The following is an 18,905-nucleotide window of genomic DNA, read 5'->3' on the forward strand; positions in this document are numbered from 1 at the left end:
AATGGGCGGACCGAAGGCAATGGTCCGCCGTCTGGCTTTGTCGCAGCCTGAACGAAATCGGTTCGGAACGGACTTGGCTCCGAAGCGGATTTTTCATATTGGCAGTGCTAGAAAGACCCCGACGGTCCCATAGCTCAACTGGATAGAGTAACGGATTTCTACTCCGTGGGTTGCAGGTTCGAATCCTGCTGGGATCGCCAATATTTTCAATCGTATAGCTGGTTTGTTCTCGAGAAAGCCGTGTCGCATTCTGTATTGAAGAGAACTCTTGGCTTTCACGGTTGTCGCTCGCCCGGTAACCGACCGAGCAGTAGCGGCTCGACATTCGCTGATCCGTCGAGCGCAAAGATGGCTTCGCGTGGCAACCATAAGCAAGAGGCCGCCAACTGAGGCGGCCTACGGATCGATAATCCCGGTGCCATCGCGTGGCACGCGTTTGTGCTCACGACCATCGTCTAGACCGGCATCGAAGGTAACTTAGCGTACCCTCGCGCCTACGTCCGGATTCGCGTGCAGACCGGTTCCCTCGCTGCACGAATCGATGCAGATTTGGCGTGCGTCAGCCTCCTGCAGGTGGTCCAGACAAACGCCATCCGGCTGCACTGCCAATCCGGCCCGAGTGCGGCGCTGGACACCGGCTCCGGATACGCCAGTCCGGTCGCGACGCCGCCCGCGACGCAGGCGAACAAAACGATCGCTGCGGCGAGAACGACATTTTTAGGGGTGCACCAATTCGGGATCATGGCGGTCGCTCCTTTCAGGACCTGCCGCAACATAGGCTCGCGCCGGCCGTCCTTATGTGAGCGAATTCACAGATTTTCGGCTTTCGGGTGCGACCGATTGCACCGGCAGGTTCCGGCCCAAACAGGGCGGCGCCACCGATCGTATCGGGTTCCCTCTCCTGACATCCGACCGCGCCACAACCTGTGCGCTACCTGCCGGATCAATTCTGCAACACTCGCACGCCAAGATGCACGGCAGGGGCATAAGTCCCGCAAATCCGTTGCGCGCGTGCGGAGGTTGATCAACACTGCTGGTTTGGGGAAAGCGCGTGTGCGGAGCGTGCCATGAGCGAGCAGGAAGTGGGCTACGACTACGATCGCTATCGAAAACTACTGGCTGAAGCGACCGACGATGCCAAGCGGCTCGAACTCATCGATCTCATGATCAAGGAGGGAGCCCGCGACAGGCTGGAAGCCCAGCGGACCTCCGATCGCGTGGCGATGACGGCCGTGACGGTTGCGAAAATTCTCGGTCCGGGCGGCCGCCGCGACCAATTCAGGGGCGATTAGAACAGCCACTGCGTGGCTCGGCCCGGAACCGGTTTCAGCCGGCGCTTGCTGTCGCTTGTGTCGAGGCGCACGCCATCGGCGATCCGGCCAGGGCCGCCGCAGCGCGCTCACCGGCATCGGTCGACCAACCGGGCCGTTCACGGAAATCTCCCTGTTTGCCCCCTTCGGCGCTGGCATTTTGTCGCCGGTTCACCTACTGAAGCGCAAACCGCCAATCCCCTGCGTTTCACAACCAATCAAGAAAACGACAAGGCCCCTTTTATGAGTGGATTCAAGGAACCCAGCTTCGCCGACCGCCAGAAGGCCGCCCAGCAAGCGAGACAGAACATCCTGAACAAGTTCAAGGCCAAGCCCGGCCCTGACGATCCGGAGGTGAAGCAGCGTCAGGCCGAGCGCGAAGCGCAGGCGGCCGCCCGCGCCAAGGCCAAGGAAGCCCGCGAAGCCGCCAAGGCCGAAGCCAAGGCGCGCGAGGAAGAAGCTGCGGCCGCGGCTGCCGCCCAGCTCGCCCGCGAAAAGGAAGAAGAGGCCGCCAGGCAGGCAGCCCTCGAGGCCGAAGCGAAGGCCAAGCGCGATGCGCGCTACGCGGCCCGCAAGAGCGGCGGCAAAGGCAAGAAGAAGTAACGCGCTCGTTCGGGCGCGGGCATCCGCGCCGGAAATCGCAGACTCCGCTCGGGCGAGCCCGACTGAAAAAGCAAACGACGGCTTGGCAATTGTTCATGCCGTCTTTCACCATCCCGCCGCCGTCCTGTCATGGCGTCCGTCTTCATCATGCCCCGTCGTTCCTCGTGGCCCTCCTGGACGTGTTGAACAGCTAGCCGTTCTTCGTGGGTCGTCCCTGCGCTTATTGTCCTGGACGGCGGCAGGCGCGCCGTCACAAGGATACGCGTCATTACTGGCCATAACGGATCATTGAAGCAGGCCAGCGCACGCGTCCCGAGAAACGGAGGCGGACGCATGGGTGACGAGTCTTCCGCGAAAACCCTCCCCTTCCTACGTGTGCACTGCGGCAGACCTTGAAGTCTGGCTCTGGAATCAGCCACTGCTGCCTTGAGCGACAGGCTGCCCGAACGATCAGAACAGAAAATCTACGCACAGCGGCCGGCTAAACTGCGCTCAACGCCGGCCTGGACACGCCGATCGGGAATGGAATTCAGGGGAGAACCATGCTCACACGCCGCCATGTTCTCGGATCCGCGCTCGCCGCGCCTGCTATCCTTCGCTTCGGCACGGGCACCGCACACGCCGCAACGAGGCTGAAGATTTCGCATCAGTTTCCGGGCGGCACCATCGGCAAGGGCGATTTCCGTGACCGCCTGTGCCGTACGTTCGCGCAGGAAGTCGCCAAGCGCAGCGGCGGCGAGATCGCGGCCGAGGTCTATCCGAACTCCTCGCTGATCAAGACCAACGCGCAATTCTCGGCGATGCGCAAAGGTGAGCTCGATCTAAGCCTCTATCCTCTTCCCTATGCCGGCGGCGAATTGCCGGAAACCAATATCGGCCTGATGCCCGGGCTGGTTTCGACCTACGATCAGGGCTTGCGCTGGAAAACGCACCCCGTCGGCAAGGCGCTGACCGATTTCCTGGCCGACAAGGGCATCATCTTGCTGAGCTGGGTCTGGCAGGCCGGCGGCGTCGCCAGCCGTTCCAGGCCGATCGTCGCCCCGGAAGATGCCAAGGGCCTCAAGGTTCGCGGCGGTTCGCGCGAGATGGACATGGTGCTGCTGACCGCGGGCGCAGCGGTGCTCTCGGTACCGTCCAACGAGCTCTATGCGGCGATGCAAAGCGGTGCCTGCGATGCCGGAATTACCTCCTCCACCAGCCTGATCTCGTTCCGTCTGGAGGAGGTCGCGAAATCGCTGACCTCGGGTGCGGGCGCCTCCTACTGGTTCATGCTGGAGCCATTGTTGATGTCGAAGGCGAGCTTCGACAAGCTGCCGAAGAACCAGCAGGACATCATTCGCGCGGTCGGCGCTGACCTCGAAGCCTTCGGCAAGAAGGGTGCACAGGACGACGATATCGAAGTCGCCAAGGTCTATGAGAAGGCCGGCGCCAAAGTCAGCGTGCTCGATGCGGCAACCGTCGCCATGTGGCGCGACATCGCGCGCGACACCGCGTGGAAGGACTACAGTGCCGCGACGGCGACGTCGGCCAATCTGCTGAAGCTCGCAACCGACGTCGCCGCCTGATGCGTGCGCTACTCGCCTGCCCGCGTTCCGCGCTTGGAACGAACGGCGATCGAGCCGCCGCCGACGACGTGCAACAGATCCGCTCTCACGGATTCGATATGCTGCTCCAGAAACCGGCACGCCTCGTCGATTTGCTGTGCCCGGCACAGCGCGATCAGATGGGCGTGCTCCTTTTCAGCGATGCCCATCGCCTTGGTGTTGGATAGTTGCAGGCGCGTGTAGCGGTCGCTGGTTTGCAGCAGCGCCACGACGATCGCCTTGGTCCGGGGCTGGCGCGCCTGTGAATAGAGCGCCATGTGAAACTCGGCATTGAGCTGCCCCCATTCGCTGACGTTGCGTGCCTTGATCGCCTTCTCGAAGCGCTTCTGAATATCGTCCAACCCATCGAGGTCCTTGGCGGCAAAGCAAGGTGCGGATTGCGCCAGCAGCCGCGGCTCCAGGATCCGGCGGAGATCAAACACGTCGTTGATTTCGTCGAGCGACAGTTCCGAAACGATCGCCCCCTTTTGCGGGACGATCCGTACCAGGCCTTCGGCTTCGAGCTGAAACAGCGCTTCACGAACCGGAATGCGGCTCACGCCATAAGCATCGCCCAGCGCGTCCTGCCGCAGTTGCGATCCCGCCGGATAGGTCCCGTCGAGAATCGATTGCCTGAGCTGGTCGACGATCGCAGCCGACAAGGTCCGGTGCTTTAGCGGGACTTTCATTTGATCTTCCGTCTTCATCGCCGGCCCCTCCAGTCGAGGTGGTCTTGTTTCGCACGTTGAAGTGGTCCGCCACAGCACAAAGCCGGTGGCAGGCCCACGATTGGCCTGCAATCTCCATTGACAGCAAGATTGTATAAATTATACATTTTGTGAATGCACGGTAAATTTCGCGGGCTGCGGGGCTCCCCATGATCGAACAAACGGCTTGCGACGTGCCCGCGTTCAGCGCCCGCAGCGTCGTGGTCAGGGCCTCCGGCGCCCTGCTTGCATGCGAGCGCCTTGCCCTGATGGGCTTGATGTATCTGCTGACGGCCCTGATCCTGGTGAACGTCGTCACCCGCTATTCGCATTTTCCGATCTACTGGATCGATGAATCGGCCGTCTATTGCGTGGTCTGGCTGACGTTTATCGGCGCCTCCGCGATGACCCGGCTGAGACTCGATTTTGCCGTCTCCATGCTGACCGAACGGCTTTCGGCGCGATCCCAGAAGCTTGCCAAGGTGATCGCAACCGGCATGGTCGTGGTGTTCGGCCTGTCGCTGATCGCCACCTGCTGGCTATGGATGGACCCGGTTGGCCTCGCCCGCGCCGGCTTCGACGCGCGCAAATTTGCCGGCGAGACCTTCAACTTCCTCTACACCGAGCGCACCCAGACGCTGAATTGGCCGACCTGGGTGGTGTATCTGACACTGCCGATCTTTGCCGTGTCGATCACGATCCACGGCATCGCCAATCTGCTCGAGGACCTCGAACTCGTGCCACGAACGGCCTTGAAGGGCTTCCAGCTCTCCGAGCTCGACGGGGTCAACTGATGATCACCTCGGCGGCCTTCATGGTGATCATGCTGGTCGGCGTGCCGATCGGTCTTTGTCTCTGCCTTGCCGGCTTTGTTTACATCATCGCGTCGGGCAATCCGGTGCTGTTTCAATCCTATCCGCTGCAATTGTTCGGCGGCGTCGACAGTTACGGACTGATCGCAATACCGCTGTTCATCCTGATCGGCGAGATTATGAATGGCGGCGGCATTACCCGGCGCATCGTCGACATGGCGATGGCGTTTGTCGGCTCGCTGAAGGGCGGGCTGGCCTACGTCAACATCCTCGCCAACATGTTCATCTCCTCCATCCTCGGTTCGGCGACCGCGCAGGTCGCGATCATGGCGCAGATCATGGTCCCGGAAATGGAGAAGAAGGGCTACGACAGGACGTTTGCGGCGGGCCTGACCGCCTATGGCGGCATGCTCGGGCCGATCATTCCGCCATCCGTGATGTTCGTGGTCTACAGCGTGCTGGCGCAGGTCTCGGTCAGCGACATGCTGATCGCCGGCATCGTGCCCGGGGTGATCCTCACGGTGATGTTCTGTCTCGTCATTGCGCTGATGGGCTACGTCTACAACTACCCGCGCGCCGAATATCAGACCCCGCGGCAGCGCGTGGCGACGATCCTGCGCACCTGTCCGACACTGCTGATTCCGATCGTCATCGTCGGCTCGATCCTTGGCGGGCTTGCCAATGCGACGGAGTCGGCGGCCGTCGGCGCGGTCGCGGCGGCCCTGATCGGAAAATACTGGACCAGGGAGTTCGAATTCTCGCAACTGCCGCAGATGATGCTGCGCTCCGGCATCTATTCGGCCATCGTGCTGTTTCTGGTGGCGGCTGCCGCCGTGTTCTCCTGGGTGCTGATCTTCGGCAAGGTGCCGCAGGAAACCGCGGCGTGGATCCAGTCGGTCGCCAAGGATCCGGTCAGCTTCATGCTGCTTTGCAACGCCATCCTGCTGGTGATCGGCACGGTGATTGACGGAATTCCCGGCCTGATCATGACGGTTCCGATCCTGCTGCCGGTCGCCACCGAAATCTATCACATCGATCCCAGGCATTTCGGCGTGGTGGTGGTGATCAATCTGGTGCTTGGCCTGCTGTCGCCGCCGGTGGGCCTTTGCTTCTTCGTCGCCGCCGCCGTCACCGGCGCCAAGCCGGGCAAGATGTTTATCGTGACGCTGCCTTTCTTCGGGATCTCCTGCGTCCTGCTGGTGCTGCTCTCGCTCTATCCCTCCCTGTCCCTCGTCCTCATCAAGTGAATCGCCCAACTTAACGGAGCTTTGTCATGACTATTTCACGTCGCCGATTTCTTGCCGCCAGCGCGGCCGTGCCGTTGTTCGCGCCTTCGCTCGCGCTGGCCCAGGCCAAGGAGTTTCGCCTCGGCCTCATCACCCCCAACGGGCATTCCTGGAACAAGGCCGCCCTCAAGCTCGGCGAGGACCTGAAGACCGCCACCAGCGGCCGCCTGACCATGACCGTGTTTCACTCCGGGCAGCTCGGCAACGAGCCGGCCATGATGCAGCAGCTTCAATCCGGCGCGCTCGACATGGGCTTCATCCAGGCCGCCGAACTCGGCTCGCGCGTACCGCATATCGCCGCGATCAATGCGCCCTACATCGTGCGTTCGACGCCATCGGTGGCCAAGTTCGTCCGCCATCCCGCGGCGGTCAAACTGTTCGACGTGCTGCCGCAGGAAACCGGAACGATCGGTCTGGGCTGGGGCATCACCGGCATGCGAGCAATCTTCTCGGCCAAGGACCTGACTGGTCTGGCCGATATCAAAGGCATGAAGCTGCGCATCAATCCGACGCCGGTCTATCGCGACTTCTATTCTTCGCTCGGCGCGGCGCCGACGCCGATCCCGACGCCGCAGGTGTTTGACGCGATGTCGAACGGCCAGGTCGATGGCCTCGAGGCGGACCTGGAGTTCTCCTGGAATCAGCGCTTCGACAAGGTCGCCAAGGTCATCCTGCAGATGAACGCCCTCTTCATGCCGATGGCGGCCGTGGTCTCCGGTCGCGTGTGGCAGTCGCTGCCGGCAGCCGACAAGGAGCTGATCGCCAAGACCGTCAAGTCGACGCTCGACGCGCAGATCGACGAGCTTGCGGGCAACGAGCCCAAGCTGATCGAGAATTTCCGCAACGCACCGATCCCGATCCCGATCCGGCAGGTTGCGACGGCAGATACCGAGGCTGTCATTGCCGAGTTCGACAAGATCTGGCTGCCGAAGGCGCCGGTTCTCGCCGAGCTGCGCAAGGTCGGCGCGACGCTCTGACCCTTACCGTCGTTCTTCCAGTCAAATCCCGGCGGATTTCAGGGAATCCGCCGGAAAAATCCCATCGGAGCGAAACAATGAGCCCACGCATTTCCTGGGAAGGCGTCTTCCCGGCCGTTACCACCCAATTCCATGACGATCTGTCGCTCGACATCCACGCCACGGCGAAGGTGATGGACGGCCTGATCCGCGACGGCGTCTCCGGACTGATCATCTGCGGCTCGGTCGGCGAGAACACCTCGCTCGAACGCAAGGAAAAGATCGCCATCATGGAAGCGGCAAAGTCGGTCGCCGCCGGCCGCGTTCCTGTGTTGTGCGGCATCGCCGAGTTCACGACGGCCTTTGCGGTGGAAACCGCCAAGGAAGCCGCGCGGGTCGGGATCGACGGCATCATGGTGATGCCGGCGCTGGTCTATTCGTCCAAGCCGCACGAGACCGCCGCGCACTTCCGCTCGGTCGCAACGGCGACCGATCTGCCTGTCATGCTCTACAACAACCCGCCGATCTACAAGAACGACGTGACGCCGGATATTCTCGCCACGCTCGCCGACGTCGAGACGGTGGTGTGCTTCAAGGATTCCTCCGGAGACACACGGCGTTTCATCGACACCCGTAACATGGTCGGCGATCGCTTCGTGCTGTTTGCAGGGCTCGACGACGTCATCGTCGAGAGCGTGGCGATGGGCGCGGTCGGCTGGGTATCCGGCATGTCGAATGCCTTCCCGCGCGAAGGGGAAACCTTGTTCCGTCTCGCCAAGGCCGGACGCTACGCCGAAGCGATGCCGCTTTACGAATGGTTCATGCCGCTGCTGCATCTCGATGCCCGTCCGGACCTCGTCCAGTGCATCAAGCTTTGCGAGCACATCATTGGCCGCGGCACCGCGCTGACCCGTCCGCCGCGGCTGGCCCTGCTGCCGCACGAAAAGGCGGAGGTCGAAGCCATCATAGCCACGGCGCTGAAGAACCGGCCGATGCTGCCGAATGTCGGCTTGAAGGCCGCCTAAGCGGCCTACTTCGCGGCGCGGATCTTCGCGTTCAACGCCGAAGCGACGCGGCTGACCGGAGGCCTGCCAATCAAGCGGCTGACCTCATTGGTCGCCGCGAGCAGCTTTGTCATGTCCACTCCGGTTTTCATCCCCAAGCCCTCGAGCATGTAGACCACGTCCTCGGTCGCGACATTACCGGTCGCGCCGGGGGCGTAGGGACATCCGCCGAGACCGCCGGCGGCGGAATCGATCACGCGCGCGCCCTCTTCCATTCCAGCATAGAGGTTGGCCAGCGCCTGCCCATAGGTGTCATGGAAATGCATCGCGAGCTTTTCCATCGGCACGCTGCCGGCCACCGCACGCAGCAGCTGCCGCGCCTTCATGGGCGTACCGACGCCGATGGTGTCGCCGAGCGAGACCTCGTAACAGCCGAGGTCCCACAGCGTTTTGGCGACGTCGACGACGGCCTGCGGCTTGACCTCGCCATCAAACGGACAGCCGAGCACGCAGGAAATATAGCCGCGCACCTTGATGCCATCGGCCTTGGCGCGGGCGACCACCGGCTTGAAGCGCTCGATCGATTCCGCGACCGAGCAATTGATGTTGGCGCGGGAGAATCCCTCCGAGGCCGAGGCGAACACCGCGATCACCCTGGCGCCGGCCGCTTGCGAGGCCTCGTAGCCCTTTTCGTTCGGCACCAGCACGTGGAATTCGCTGCCCGCGATATGGCTGACGCCGCGCAACACCTGGTCCGAGCCCACCATCTGCGGGATCGCTTTCGGCGACACGAAGGCGCCGACCTCGACGGTGTGCAATCCTGCACCGATCAACGCCTCGATGAAGGCAATCCGATCAGCCACACTGATCGGGGTCTTCTCGTTCTGCAGCCCGTCGCGCGGCCCGACTTCAATGATACGGACAGCGTCGCTCATTTCGGCCTCACGAGGCTGCAGGTTCGACTTCGGCGAGTTCGACGCCCTCGCCGACGATATCGCCGACCTTGCATTTGATCTTCTTCAACACGCCGGCAAACGGCGCGCGCAGGGTCTGCTCCATCTTCATGACTTCCAGCGTCAGGATCGCAGCCCCCTTCTCCAGCGTCGCGCCTTCCTCGGCCAACAGCGCCACCACAGTGCCCGGTAATGGCGCCACGATCTTGTCCTCGCCGACATGCTCCTCGGTCTCGCCGCCGAACGGATCGACCCAATGCAGGTCGAAACGGCCGTTGCGGGTGCGCAGATAGACTTCGTGCCCCTCGATCACGGCAACGACGCGGGATTTCATCCCGTCGAGCATGAGGTCGAAACCGCCATCATCGGTCGACGACGTTGTGAAGGTGAATTGGCGCTCGCCGATCGACAGCGTCGACGCCCCGTTGCCATAGTCCAGCGTGACCTTCTGCTCGGCACCCTGGCCCTGGCGGAGCGCGAACACCCGCTGCCGCTGGCCGACCGGCTGCCAGCCAAAGGCCTGCCACGGCGAATGGGCCTCCCTGGCTGCGACCTTGCGCTCCTCGACGACGATAGCGGCTACCGCCGCACAGAGTTCAAGATCGCCGCAAGCGTATTTCGGGTCCGTCAGCCCCTTCAATTCTCGTTCGATAAAACTGGTGTCGATGGTGTTGGCGCGCACTTGCGGATGCGTCACCAGCGCCGACAGGAACGGGATGTTGGTAACGATGCCGCGGACGTCGGTCTCTTCCAGCCCCCGGTTGAGCCGTTCAATGGCGGCTTGCCGGGTCGGCGCCCACGCGATCACCTTCGCCAGCATGGCGTCGTAATAGGGCGATACCGCATCGCCGCTGCGATAGCCGGCATCGATGCGCAGGCCGTCGACGGCGTCAGGCGTACGCCAGGTCTTGATCCGGCCGACCGATGGCATGAAGTTCTTCTGCGGATTTTCCGCATAGACCCGCGCCTCGATGGCGTGGCCGTTCAGTTTGATCTCATTTTGCGCCAGCGGCAGCTTTTCGCCGAACGCCACCCGCAACTGCCATTCCACGAGGTCAACGCCGGTGATCAGTTCGGTCACGGGATGCTCGACCTGCAGCCGCGTGTTCATCTCGATGAAGAACACCTCCTTGCCGTCGGAGACGAATTCGATGGTGCCGGCGCCGACATAATTGACCGCCGCGGCCGCCTTGCGCGCGGCGGCGCAGACCGCCTCGCGCTGGGTGGCGTCCAGCGTCGGCGACGGCGCTTCCTCGATCACCTTCTGATGCCGGCGTTGCAGCGTGCATTCGCGCTCGAACAGCGACAGCAGATTGCCGTGGCTGTCGCCGATGATCTGCACCTCGATGTGGCGAGGATTGAGGACGAATTTTTCGATCAGCATGCGGTCGTCGCCGAACGCGGCTTTTGCTTCGCGCTTGGCACTGACGATGGCGGCGGCCAGTTCGCCGGCCGAATTGACCACACGCATACCGCGCCCGCCGCCACCGGCGGAGGCCTTGACCAGCACCGGGAAGCCGATCCTGTCCGCGGCATTGGCCAGGACAGCCTCGTCCTGAGCCTCGCCGTGATAGCCGGGCACCAGCGGCACGCCGGCCTTTTCCATCAAGGCCTTGGAGCCGGATTTGGAGCCCATCGCCGTCATCATCGCGGCGGTCGGACCGACGAACACCAGGCCGGCGTTGAGGCAGGCTTGCGCGAACTCGGCATTTTCAGACAGGAACCCGTAGCCGGGATGCACCGCTTCGGCCCCGGTCTGACGCGCGGCTTCAATGACCCGCTCGACGTTGAGGTAGCTGTCGCGGGCCCGCGCCGGCCCCAGCAGCACGGCCTCATCGGCCATGGCGACATGCATGGCGTCACGGTCGGCCTCGGAATAAACGGCGACGGTGCGCAGGCCCATCGCGCGGGCGGAGCGGATCACGCGGCAGGCGATCTCGCCGCGGTTGGCGATCAACAGTGTGCGAAAACGCCGGTATAGTTTCGAGCGGTCCATCATCAATTCCTGCATCAGTTCCTGCATCACATCCTGAACAGGCCGAATTTCGTCGGTTCGATCGGCGCGTTGGCAGCTGCGGACAATCCAAGGCCGAGCACCAGCCGCGTATCGGCGGGATCGATCACCCCATCGTCCCACAGCCGCGCGGTGGCATAATAGGGACTGCCCTGGCTCTCATACTGGGCGCGAATCGGCGCACGAAACTTCTCGTCCTCCTCGGCCGACCAGGTGTCGCCCTTGGCCTCGATACCGTCGCGCCGCACCTGGGCCAGAACCATCGACGCCTGTTCGCCGCCCATCACCGAAATGCGGGCGTTCGGCCACATCCAGAGGAAGCGCGGGCTGTAGGCCCGCCCCGACATGCCGTAATTGCCGGCGCCATAGGAGCCGCCGATCACAACGGTGAATTTCGGCACGCCGGCGGTCGCCACCGCCGTCACCAGCTTGGCGCCGTCGCGCGCGATGCCGCCGGCCTCGTATTTCTTGCCGACCATGAAGCCGGTGATGTTCTGCAGGAACACCAGCGGGATATTGCGCTGGCAGCACAATTCGATGAAGTGCGCGCCCTTCAGCGAGCTCTCGCTGAACAGGATGCCGTTATTGGCGATGATGCCGACCGGATAGCCCCAGATATGGGCAAAGCCGCAGATCAGGGTCGTACCGTAAAGCTTCTTGAACTCGTCGAATTCGGAACCATCGACGATCCGCGCGATGATGTCATGAACGTCGAACGGCTTGCGGCCATCGGCGGAAACCACGCCGTAGATTTCCTCCGCCGGGAACAGCGGCTCGCGCGGCTCGCGCATGTTGAGCGCGGCGCGCGTCGGCGGTTTCAGCGTAGCCACGATGCGCCGCGCGATCCCGATCGCATGGGCGTCGTTCTGCGCGTAATGGTCAGTGACGCCGGATTGCCGCGAATGCACGTCGGCGCCGCCGAGTTCTTCGGCCGTGACCACCTCGCCGGTCGCGGCCTTCACCAGCGGCGGTCCGCCGAGGAAGATCGTGCCCTGGTTGCGCACGATGATGCTCTCGTCCGACATCGCGGGCACATAGGCGCCGCCGGCCGTGCAGGAGCCCATCACAATGGCGATCTGCGGAATGCCTTGCGCCGACATCTGCGCCTGGTTGTAGAAGATGCGGCCGAAATGCCGCTCGTCGGGAAAGATCTCGTCCTGCAGCGGCAGGAACGCGCCGCCGGAATCGACCATGTAGACGCAGGGCAGATTGTTCTGCCGCGCGATGTCCTGCGCGCGCAGATGCTTCTTCACGGTCATCGGATAGTAAGTGCCGCCCTTGATGGTGGCGTCGTTGGCCACGATGACGCATTCGCGGCCCGAGATGCGCCCCACCCCGGTGATGACGCTGGCGGAATGGACGTCGCCGCCATAAAGGCCGTGGGCAGCCAGCGGCGACAATTCGAGGAACGCGGTCCCGGGATCGATCAGCAAGTCGACGCGCTGGCGCGCCAGCATTTTGCCGCGCGAGGTATGCCGCGCGCGCGAGGTTTTGCCGCCGCCGCCGGCAACCACCTTGAGTTTTTCGCGAAGGTCGGCGACGAGGCCGCGCATCACTTCGGCGTTGCGGGCAAAATCGGCGGAGGTGGGATCGATCGTTGAATGAAGCGACATGGCCTATCGTTTCTTTGAGTGACGGGCGGTGGTGCGTGGCCTCTAGGACTGACGGGACAAGACCTCTCGCGAAACGGCGCGACAGGCTGTACCATCTTTGCGGCGAAGTGTCCCGGCAGCCGGGATTGCCGGCCCGTTTCCAGGATGATGTCTCCTCCGAATTAAAAACGATCATACGTTTTTTTAATGGAGCTGCAAGAGGATGGTCATCATTTTCAATTTTCCGCCAAAATGGCCTGTTATGCCGTTGAAATTCCTCACATCTCATGCAATAAACATACGGTCGTTTGTATCTTTATAAGCGGCTCAATTCAGCGCCCCGAGGACCAGATGGCACGCACGATCGGCTCCTATGGCCCGAAGACGCTGGAAGCGATCCGCAAGGCCGGGCTGCGCCTGATCTTCGAACAGGGCTATTCGGCGATGAGCCTGCGCGACCTCGCCGCCGAGGTCGGGATCCAGGTGGGGTCGCTGTACAATCATATCAGCACCAAGCAGGAACTGCTGTTCGAGCTGGTGCAGGACCACGTCAACGAACTCATTCGTCAGCTCGATCTTGCACTGGAAGGAAAGAAGAGCCCGGAGGAAAAGCTCCGCGCCTTCGTCGCATTCCACGTCACCTACCACATGAGCCGCAAGCGCGAGGTCTTCATCGCCAATTCCGAGTTGCGCAGCCTGGAGCCGAAGAACTATGAGGCGATCGTGGCGCTGCGCAGCGCCTATGAGGCGCGGCTGGCGCGTATCCTCTCGGAGGGCGTTTCCGAAGGCGCTTTCGAAGTCGTCGACGTCAAGGTGGCGACGTTTGCTATCCTGGCGCTCCTGACCGGCCTCTGCACCTGGTACCGGCCGGGCGGACGCCTGACCAGGGACGCGATCATCGCCGCCCATGAGAAACTGGTACTGTCAGGCGTGTCGCCGCAGGCCGCGAGCGCCCCTGCCCGCAGCGTCCGCAAGCCACGGCGCGTTGCAGCTGTCTAGCAGCGGCGGACTCTTGAGCGCGAACGAGCAGCCATGACAGCCAATCACAAGCTCGACGACATCGACCTCAGGATATTGTCCGAGCTTCAGAAGGATGGACGCATCCGGATCAACGAACTGGCCAGTCGTGTCGGCCTCTCCCTGCCGCCTTGCCTGCGGCGCGTGCGGTCCCTGCGCAGCCGCGGCGTGATCAAGGCGATCCGCGCCACGATCGACGAGAAGGTGCTCGGCTACGAGGTCGTGTCGTTCGTATCGATCCAGCTGGCGAGCCAGGCCAAGGCGACGCTGGAAGCGTTCGAAGCCTCGATTGCGGCCTTGCCGCTGGTTCTGCAAAGCTGGCGCATCTCGGGAGAAGCGGACTTTTTACTCAAATGCGTCGCGCCCGATGTCGAGGGGATGCATCAGCAGCTTCGGCAGTTCGCCGCCATGCCCGAGGTCCGGACCATCAGAAGTTTGCCGGTCCTTGGCGTCGCGAAGGATGCGCCCTTGCCGATCCCGGGGGATCCGACGCCCCGAACCGATCCCTAGCGGTTCAATGGGTTCAGGGCTTAATGGGTTCAGGACTTGGTGGGTTCAGGACTTAGTGGGTCCAAGGCTCGCCGCGCCGGAACGCGAAATTGTCGGCATAGGCGACCTGCCGGTGCACGGAGTCTTTGGGTTCGATCACCTGATAGGGAATGCCCTTGCGCTCGCAATAGGCCACCGCGTCTTCCTTGCTATCGAAATGCAGCGCGAGCTGCTGTTTCATGTCTCCGGAAGAGGTCCAGCCCATCAACGGTTCGATCGCCCGGGGCTGCTCGGGTTCGTAATCAAGCTGCCATTCCCGGGTCTTGGCCCTGCCCGATTGCATCGCGTTTTTGGCGGGCTTAAAAATGCGTGCGGTCATGGATGGTCGAACCTTCAGAGATGTGCGACTTAAAGACACGAGACTTGGTGACGTTTGGCGCAGACGGCCGGGATAGTATAGATACACCTTTCAGGGATTTGATCGGTGATTCCATAACCCCGGATGTACCATTTCCGGACCGGTATAGTCATTATGCTGCACTGTGACAATCTTCGTCCGCCCTGCGGCCAGGGTATGGTTCGAGGCCTGATTCAAGGCTTGGTCCGGCGGTGCGATCGTCCCGACAGCATCACATCGAAGCGGCTCCCATGAAAATCAACGCCACCCTGCCCGAAAAAGGACGCGACCTCCGGCTCGACCTGTTTCGCGGGGTTGCGAACTGGGCGATCTATCTGGATCACATCCCGGACAACGTGGTGAACTGGATCACGACCCGCAACTACGGCTTCAGCGACGCCGCCGACCTGTTCGTTTTCATTTCCGGATATACCGCCTCCTTCGTCTATGCCCGGATGATGCTCGACCGCGGCTTCATCGTCGGTGCCACGCGGCTGACCAAGCGCGTCTGGCAGCTCTACGTCGCCCATATCATCCTGTTCGTGATCTATATCGCCTCGATCAGCTACCTCGCGCTGCGGTTCGGCGATTCCGAGCTCGTCAACGAGTTCAACGTCGTCGGCCTGGTCGACAACGCGACCGAAACGTTGCGCCAAGGCCTGTTCCTGAAGTTCAAGCCGGTCAATCTCGACGTGCTGCCGCTCTACATCGTGCTGATGGGGCTGTTCCCGCCGGTGCTGTGGATGATGCTGCGCCAGCCCAACTGGACCATGGTCGCCGCAATCGTGCTGTGGCTGGTGTCGCGGCAAACCGGCTGGAACCTGGCGGCCTATCCGACCGGAACCTGGTACTTCAACCCGTTCGCCTGGCAGGTGCTGTTCGTGTTCGGCTCCTGGTGCGCGCTCGGCGGCGCCCGGCGGTCGGCGGCGGTGATCAATCACCCGCTGACGCTGTATTTCTGTATCGCCTATCTGCTGTTGGCGCTGGTCATGACGATGGCCGGCAGGTTTCCGGATTTCGGAGCGATGTTCCCGCATTGGCTCTATTCGATGTTCAATCCGAACGACAAGACCAATCTGGCGCCCTACCGCTTCATCCATTTCGTGGTGATCGTGATCATGGTGATCCGTTTCATCCCGAAGGATTGGCCGGCGCTGGAATGGAAAATATTCGATCCGCTGGTGGTCTGCGGTCAGCAATCGCTGGCGGTGTTCTGCGTCGGCGTGTTCCTGTCGTTCGTCGGGCATTTCCAGCTGTCGCTGAGCTCCGGTTCGCTGTTCGCGCAGATCTTCGTCAGCGTGACCGGCATCGCGATCATGACCATCGTCGCCTATTACATTTCCTGGTCGAAACGGCAGGACAAGCCGCTGCCCAAGCCGGCGGCGCCGAAAGCCGCCTGATCGAGGCGGCTTGATCGGGCTCCCGCACCCTACAAAACGGCCACCTTTAGGCCGGTCTAGCCGTCGCCGACACCAGGTTCGTCACGTCGTAGTAGGTATCGACCAGCGGTCCGACGATCTTGTGCATGGCGGTCTTCGATACCACCGTGTCGTGCATGATCAGATGGTCGACCCCGGTGGTCAGGAAGCAGGCCACAGCATCGCGCGGCGTTTCGACGATCGGCTCGCCCTTGATGTTGTATGACGTGTTGATCAGCACGGGAACGCCGGTCAGCGCGTCGAACTCCTTCAGCAACTGGTAAAGCCTCGGATTGGTCGCTTCGCGCACGGTCTGGACGCGCGCCGTACCGTCGACATGCACGATCGCCGGAATCTTGTCGCGCCATTCAGGGCGAACCGGCTTCGCAAGCAGCATGAACGGGGAATCCGCGTCGCCCTCGAAAATGTCCTTCATCCGCTCGGCCAATACGATCGGCGCGAACGGGCGGAACGCCTGGCGGTGCTTGACGCGGCTGTTCAGGATGTCCTTCATCTCGGGCTTGCGGGGATCGCCGAGCAGGCTGCGGTTGCCGAGCGCCCGCGGGCCGAACTCCGAGCCGCCCTGAAACCAGCCGATCACCCGCTGATCGGCGAGCAACTTTGCCGTATCGCGGCAAACATTGTCGCTGCGCCTGGCGTCGATCTGGATGCGCACCAGGAACCGCTGCAGCGCAGCCGCGACATCCGCATCGCTATAGGGCTTGCCGATATAGGAATGCTCCATGACGAAGTTGCGGCGCTGCTTCAGGATCTCGAGCCAGCCGTAATAGGCGCAGCCGATCGCAATGCCGTCATCGCCGGTCGCCGGCTGGATCCAGATATTGTCGAAGCCGGCTTCACGGGCGAGCCGGCCATTGGCCACGCAGTTCAGGGCGACACCACCGGCCATCGTCAGGTTCTTGGCACCGGTCGTTTCGCGAAGCCAGCGGGCGCGGGCGAGCAGCACGTTCTCGGTATCGTCCTGCACCCGCCAGGCCAGATCCTCCCAGTGCCGCATCGCCGGGCTTTTTTCCCAGTTGCTGCCGTCCTGGATGTAGGGCTGCTTGAGATCGGTGGTCCAGTGCGGTACCTGCAGGGTGCCGTCGGTCAGCCCCATCAGGCTCTTGACCTGGTTGTGGCGGCCATAGGGCGCGAGCCCCATCAGCTCGCCGCATTTATTCCAGTCGCCGAAAATGTAGGTCGACGCCCGGCTGTAGAGCGCGCCCATCCCCGGCATGTTGTAGAATTCATCGCTCAGGAAGCCGCGGTCCGGCTCCATGAAAACCTTCTTCAGGCATTCGAGCGTCGATCCCTTGAACTTGTAATAGCTCTCGGATTCGCGCGCGAGCGGCGTTGCGGTGTCGCTCGAGGGATAGGACTCCATGACGTCGGACTGATAGCTGCCAACGCCATCGACGATCATCACCACGCCTTCCTCGAACGGCGATACCGCGAACGCGCTGTAGGCGTGCGCCAGATGGTGGGAGATCGTCACCACCTTGTCCTGATGCGAGAGGTACAACGGGTGCTTGGCCGCGTCGTCCCGTTCAAATTCGGGAAGGAAGCCCGGCGCGTCAAAATAGACCAGCCGCTCTTCCATTTCCCCTACCGGCATGATGTAGCAATTGCGAACGATCAGATCGACGTCATCCAGCGTGATGCCTTCGGCCTCGAGGCAATAATCAATCACCTCCTTGTAGAAACCGGACGCATGCTTGACCCGCGTGATCCGCTCCTTGGCGATCGCGAATGCGATGGCGCCGTCGCGCAACAGGCAGGCGCTCACGTCATGGTCGTAGGTGTTCAGGCCGAGGACATAAGTGTGCTGTTTGGGCATGGATACTCTTTAAGGCGGGGGACCGTCGTGCGCGAGATCGTGTCGACTTCAAGTTGTTGGCTTGGGCTTGCCTGGTTTTTTCTTGCCTGATTTTACGGCTGGTTTGTCTTGCCGAGTTTTCGTTTCGGTAATTCTGCAGTGCACAATCGTCGGACAGAAAGATGAACGAAGATGAACGAAGATGAACAAATATTAACGGCGCAACGCGCGAATTCGTCGCAAGCCGGAGCGTAACTTGACCTTATCTTTCCATCTTAATAAAGTCCCGAATTGCCGGAAGAACCTTAGTAAAGATATTATCTTAGCTCATCTGAACCGAAAGCATTTTCGAGCGTCTAAGTTAGATAGTGCGGAAGTCCAGATGGCATTGGAAGTGACCAGGAGATTCTAGAATGGCAAAACGCTACAATATCCTGACGCGCTGTCTCGCAGCGCTTGCCTTGTTGTTCGTCTACGTAGCCAGCACGTCTGCCATTCTGGTAGGTGCGTCGACCTCGCCGGCGGAAGCCCGCGGTGGACGAGGCCGTGGCGGTGGGTGGGGCCGCGGTGGTGGTCGTGGTTTCTATCGCGGCGGCGGCTGGGGTCGCGGCCGTGGTTATTATGGCCGAGGCTATGGCTTCTACGGTGTTCCCGTGGTGCGCGGCGGACCGCGCTGCTGGTGGAATGCGTACGGCGTTCGCGTCTGCAGGTATTACTGATACCGGACTGATCGGCGAAAATTTACGCACGGTCTAAACAATAATCAGGTGTGCCGGACAACCGGCACGCCTTTTTCTTTGCCGCCAATTTGACACCTCCACTGCGCGATACGTGGCTAGCTTGATAGCCACGTGTTCGGCATGAGCGCGCTGCGCTCGATCGACATGCGCAGTGTCTGCGTTGCGGCGCGCGACCGCTGTTGTCAAGTACCGGCGCGCCGGCACCGAG

General features: G+C 62.2%; 17 protein-coding genes, 1 tRNA gene and 1 pseudogene. 12 read left to right on the forward strand and 7 right to left on the reverse strand.

Annotation, left to right across the window (positions count from 1 at the left end; all coding sequences use genetic code 11):
• The first annotated feature begins 123 nt into the window (after positions 1 to 123).
• From JQ567_RS17825 to dctP, 4 genes are all read left to right on the forward strand, one after another.
• Positions 124 to 200, forward strand: a tRNA-Arg gene (locus tag JQ567_RS17825).
• An 867-nt stretch (positions 201 to 1,067) separates the two neighbouring features.
• The gene (locus tag JQ567_RS17830; RefSeq protein WP_212440040.1) at positions 1,068 to 1,292 is read left to right on the forward strand and encodes a hypothetical protein; all 225 of its coding nucleotides are present in this window, start codon (positions 1,068 to 1,070) and stop codon (positions 1,290 to 1,292) included.
• Positions 1,293 to 1,553: 261 nt separating this feature from the next.
• Entirely contained in the window at positions 1,554 to 1,913 is a 360-nt protein-coding gene (locus tag JQ567_RS17835; RefSeq protein ID WP_212440041.1) for a DUF6481 family protein, read from the forward strand.
• A 542-nt stretch (positions 1,914 to 2,455) separates the two neighbouring features.
• A complete protein-coding gene (gene dctP / locus JQ567_RS17840; RefSeq protein WP_212440042.1) occupies positions 2,456 to 3,478 on the forward strand; it encodes a TRAP transporter substrate-binding protein DctP in 1,023 nt (340 codons plus the stop codon).
• Between the two features lie 8 nt (positions 3,479 to 3,486).
• Here the strand turns inward: dctP and JQ567_RS17845 are convergent, their stop codons facing one another.
• Positions 3,487 to 4,185: a GntR family transcriptional regulator gene (locus JQ567_RS17845; RefSeq protein ID WP_212440043.1), complete on the reverse strand. Its 699-nt coding sequence runs from the start codon at positions 4,183 to 4,185 to the stop codon at positions 3,487 to 3,489.
• Positions 4,186 to 4,373: 188 nt separating this feature from the next.
• On the opposite strand from JQ567_RS17845, the gene JQ567_RS17850 reads away from it, so the two are divergent.
• The 4 genes from JQ567_RS17850 to JQ567_RS17865 all read left to right on the forward strand — a co-directional run bounded on the left by JQ567_RS17850 (position 4,374) and on the right by JQ567_RS17865 (position 8,282).
• Positions 4,374 to 4,997 carry a TRAP transporter small permease gene (locus JQ567_RS17850; RefSeq protein ID WP_212440044.1) on the forward strand — a complete coding sequence of 208 codons (624 nt, stop codon included), beginning with the start codon at positions 4,374 to 4,376 and terminating at the stop codon, positions 4,995 to 4,997.
• Positions 4,997 to 6,262 carry a TRAP transporter large permease gene (locus JQ567_RS17855; protein ID WP_212440045.1) on the forward strand — a complete coding sequence of 422 codons (1,266 nt, stop codon included), beginning with the start codon at positions 4,997 to 4,999 and terminating at the stop codon, positions 6,260 to 6,262. Before JQ567_RS17850 ends, JQ567_RS17855 begins: the two co-directional genes overlap by 1 nt.
• Positions 6,263 to 6,288: 26 nt before the next feature.
• A complete protein-coding gene (locus tag JQ567_RS17860) occupies positions 6,289 to 7,278 on the forward strand; it encodes a TRAP transporter substrate-binding protein (RefSeq protein WP_212440046.1) in 990 nt (329 codons plus the stop codon).
• Positions 7,279 to 7,355: 77 nt separating this feature from the next.
• The gene (locus JQ567_RS17865; RefSeq protein WP_212440047.1) at positions 7,356 to 8,282 is read left to right on the forward strand and encodes a dihydrodipicolinate synthase family protein; all 927 of its coding nucleotides are present in this window, start codon (positions 7,356 to 7,358) and stop codon (positions 8,280 to 8,282) included.
• A 5-nt stretch (positions 8,283 to 8,287) separates the two neighbouring features.
• Here the strand turns inward: JQ567_RS17865 and JQ567_RS17870 are convergent, their stop codons facing one another.
• From JQ567_RS17870 to JQ567_RS17880, 3 genes are read right to left on the reverse strand one after another with little or no spacing between them, the layout of a single operon-like run.
• Complete coding sequence (locus tag JQ567_RS17870; RefSeq protein ID WP_212440048.1) at positions 8,288 to 9,196, reverse strand: hydroxymethylglutaryl-CoA lyase; 909 nt, start codon at positions 9,194 to 9,196, stop codon at positions 8,288 to 8,290.
• Positions 9,197 to 9,203: 7 nt separating this feature from the next.
• On the reverse strand, positions 9,204 to 11,210 hold the full coding sequence (locus JQ567_RS17875) for an acetyl/propionyl/methylcrotonyl-CoA carboxylase subunit alpha (RefSeq protein ID WP_212440094.1): 2,007 nt from the start codon (positions 11,208 to 11,210) through the stop codon (positions 9,204 to 9,206).
• Between the two features lie 26 nt (positions 11,211 to 11,236).
• Complete coding sequence (locus JQ567_RS17880; RefSeq protein WP_212440049.1) at positions 11,237 to 12,841, reverse strand: carboxyl transferase domain-containing protein; 1,605 nt, start codon at positions 12,839 to 12,841, stop codon at positions 11,237 to 11,239.
• 330 nt (positions 12,842 to 13,171) lie between these two features.
• Here JQ567_RS17880 and JQ567_RS17885 point away from each other — a divergent pair, with 330 nt between their 5' ends.
• Positions 13,172 to 13,819 (forward strand): TetR/AcrR family transcriptional regulator, encoded by a 648-nt coding sequence (locus JQ567_RS17885; RefSeq protein ID WP_212440050.1) that lies wholly within the window; start codon positions 13,172 to 13,174, stop codon positions 13,817 to 13,819.
• 33 nt (positions 13,820 to 13,852) lie between these two features.
• A complete protein-coding gene (locus JQ567_RS17890) occupies positions 13,853 to 14,347 on the forward strand; it encodes an Lrp/AsnC family transcriptional regulator (RefSeq protein WP_212209450.1) in 495 nt (164 codons plus the stop codon).
• 52 nt (positions 14,348 to 14,399) lie between these two features.
• On the opposite strand, the gene JQ567_RS17895 is transcribed toward JQ567_RS17890, so the two are convergent.
• Positions 14,400 to 14,705 carry an ETC complex I subunit gene (locus tag JQ567_RS17895; RefSeq protein WP_212440051.1) on the reverse strand — a complete coding sequence of 102 codons (306 nt, stop codon included), beginning with the start codon at positions 14,703 to 14,705 and terminating at the stop codon, positions 14,400 to 14,402.
• 269 nt (positions 14,706 to 14,974) lie between these two features.
• Here JQ567_RS17895 and JQ567_RS17900 point away from each other — a divergent pair, with 269 nt between their 5' ends.
• Positions 14,975 to 16,123 (forward strand): OpgC domain-containing protein, encoded by a 1,149-nt coding sequence (locus JQ567_RS17900; protein WP_212440052.1) that lies wholly within the window; start codon positions 14,975 to 14,977, stop codon positions 16,121 to 16,123.
• On the opposite strand, the pseudogene JQ567_RS39075 reads toward JQ567_RS17900, so the two are convergent.
• Positions 16,098 to 16,151, reverse strand: a pseudogene (locus tag JQ567_RS39075) (hypothetical protein); the annotation flags it as partial. The gene JQ567_RS17900 and the pseudogene JQ567_RS39075 sit on opposite strands and share 26 nt — an antisense overlap.
• A gap of 18 nt (positions 16,152 to 16,169) precedes the next feature.
• Positions 16,170 to 17,978 (reverse strand): carbamoyltransferase C-terminal domain-containing protein, encoded by a 1,809-nt coding sequence (locus tag JQ567_RS17905; protein ID WP_212440053.1) that lies wholly within the window; start codon positions 17,976 to 17,978, stop codon positions 16,170 to 16,172.
• Between the two features lie 392 nt (positions 17,979 to 18,370).
• Between JQ567_RS17905 and JQ567_RS17910 the strand changes: the two genes are divergently transcribed.
• A complete protein-coding gene (locus JQ567_RS17910) occupies positions 18,371 to 18,676 on the forward strand; it encodes a hypothetical protein (RefSeq protein WP_212440054.1) in 306 nt (101 codons plus the stop codon).
• Positions 18,677 to 18,905 lie beyond the last annotated feature (229 nt).

The organism is Bradyrhizobium sp. AUGA SZCCT0431, assembly GCF_018131065.1.
GTDB lineage: Bacteria > Pseudomonadota > Alphaproteobacteria > Rhizobiales > Xanthobacteraceae > Bradyrhizobium.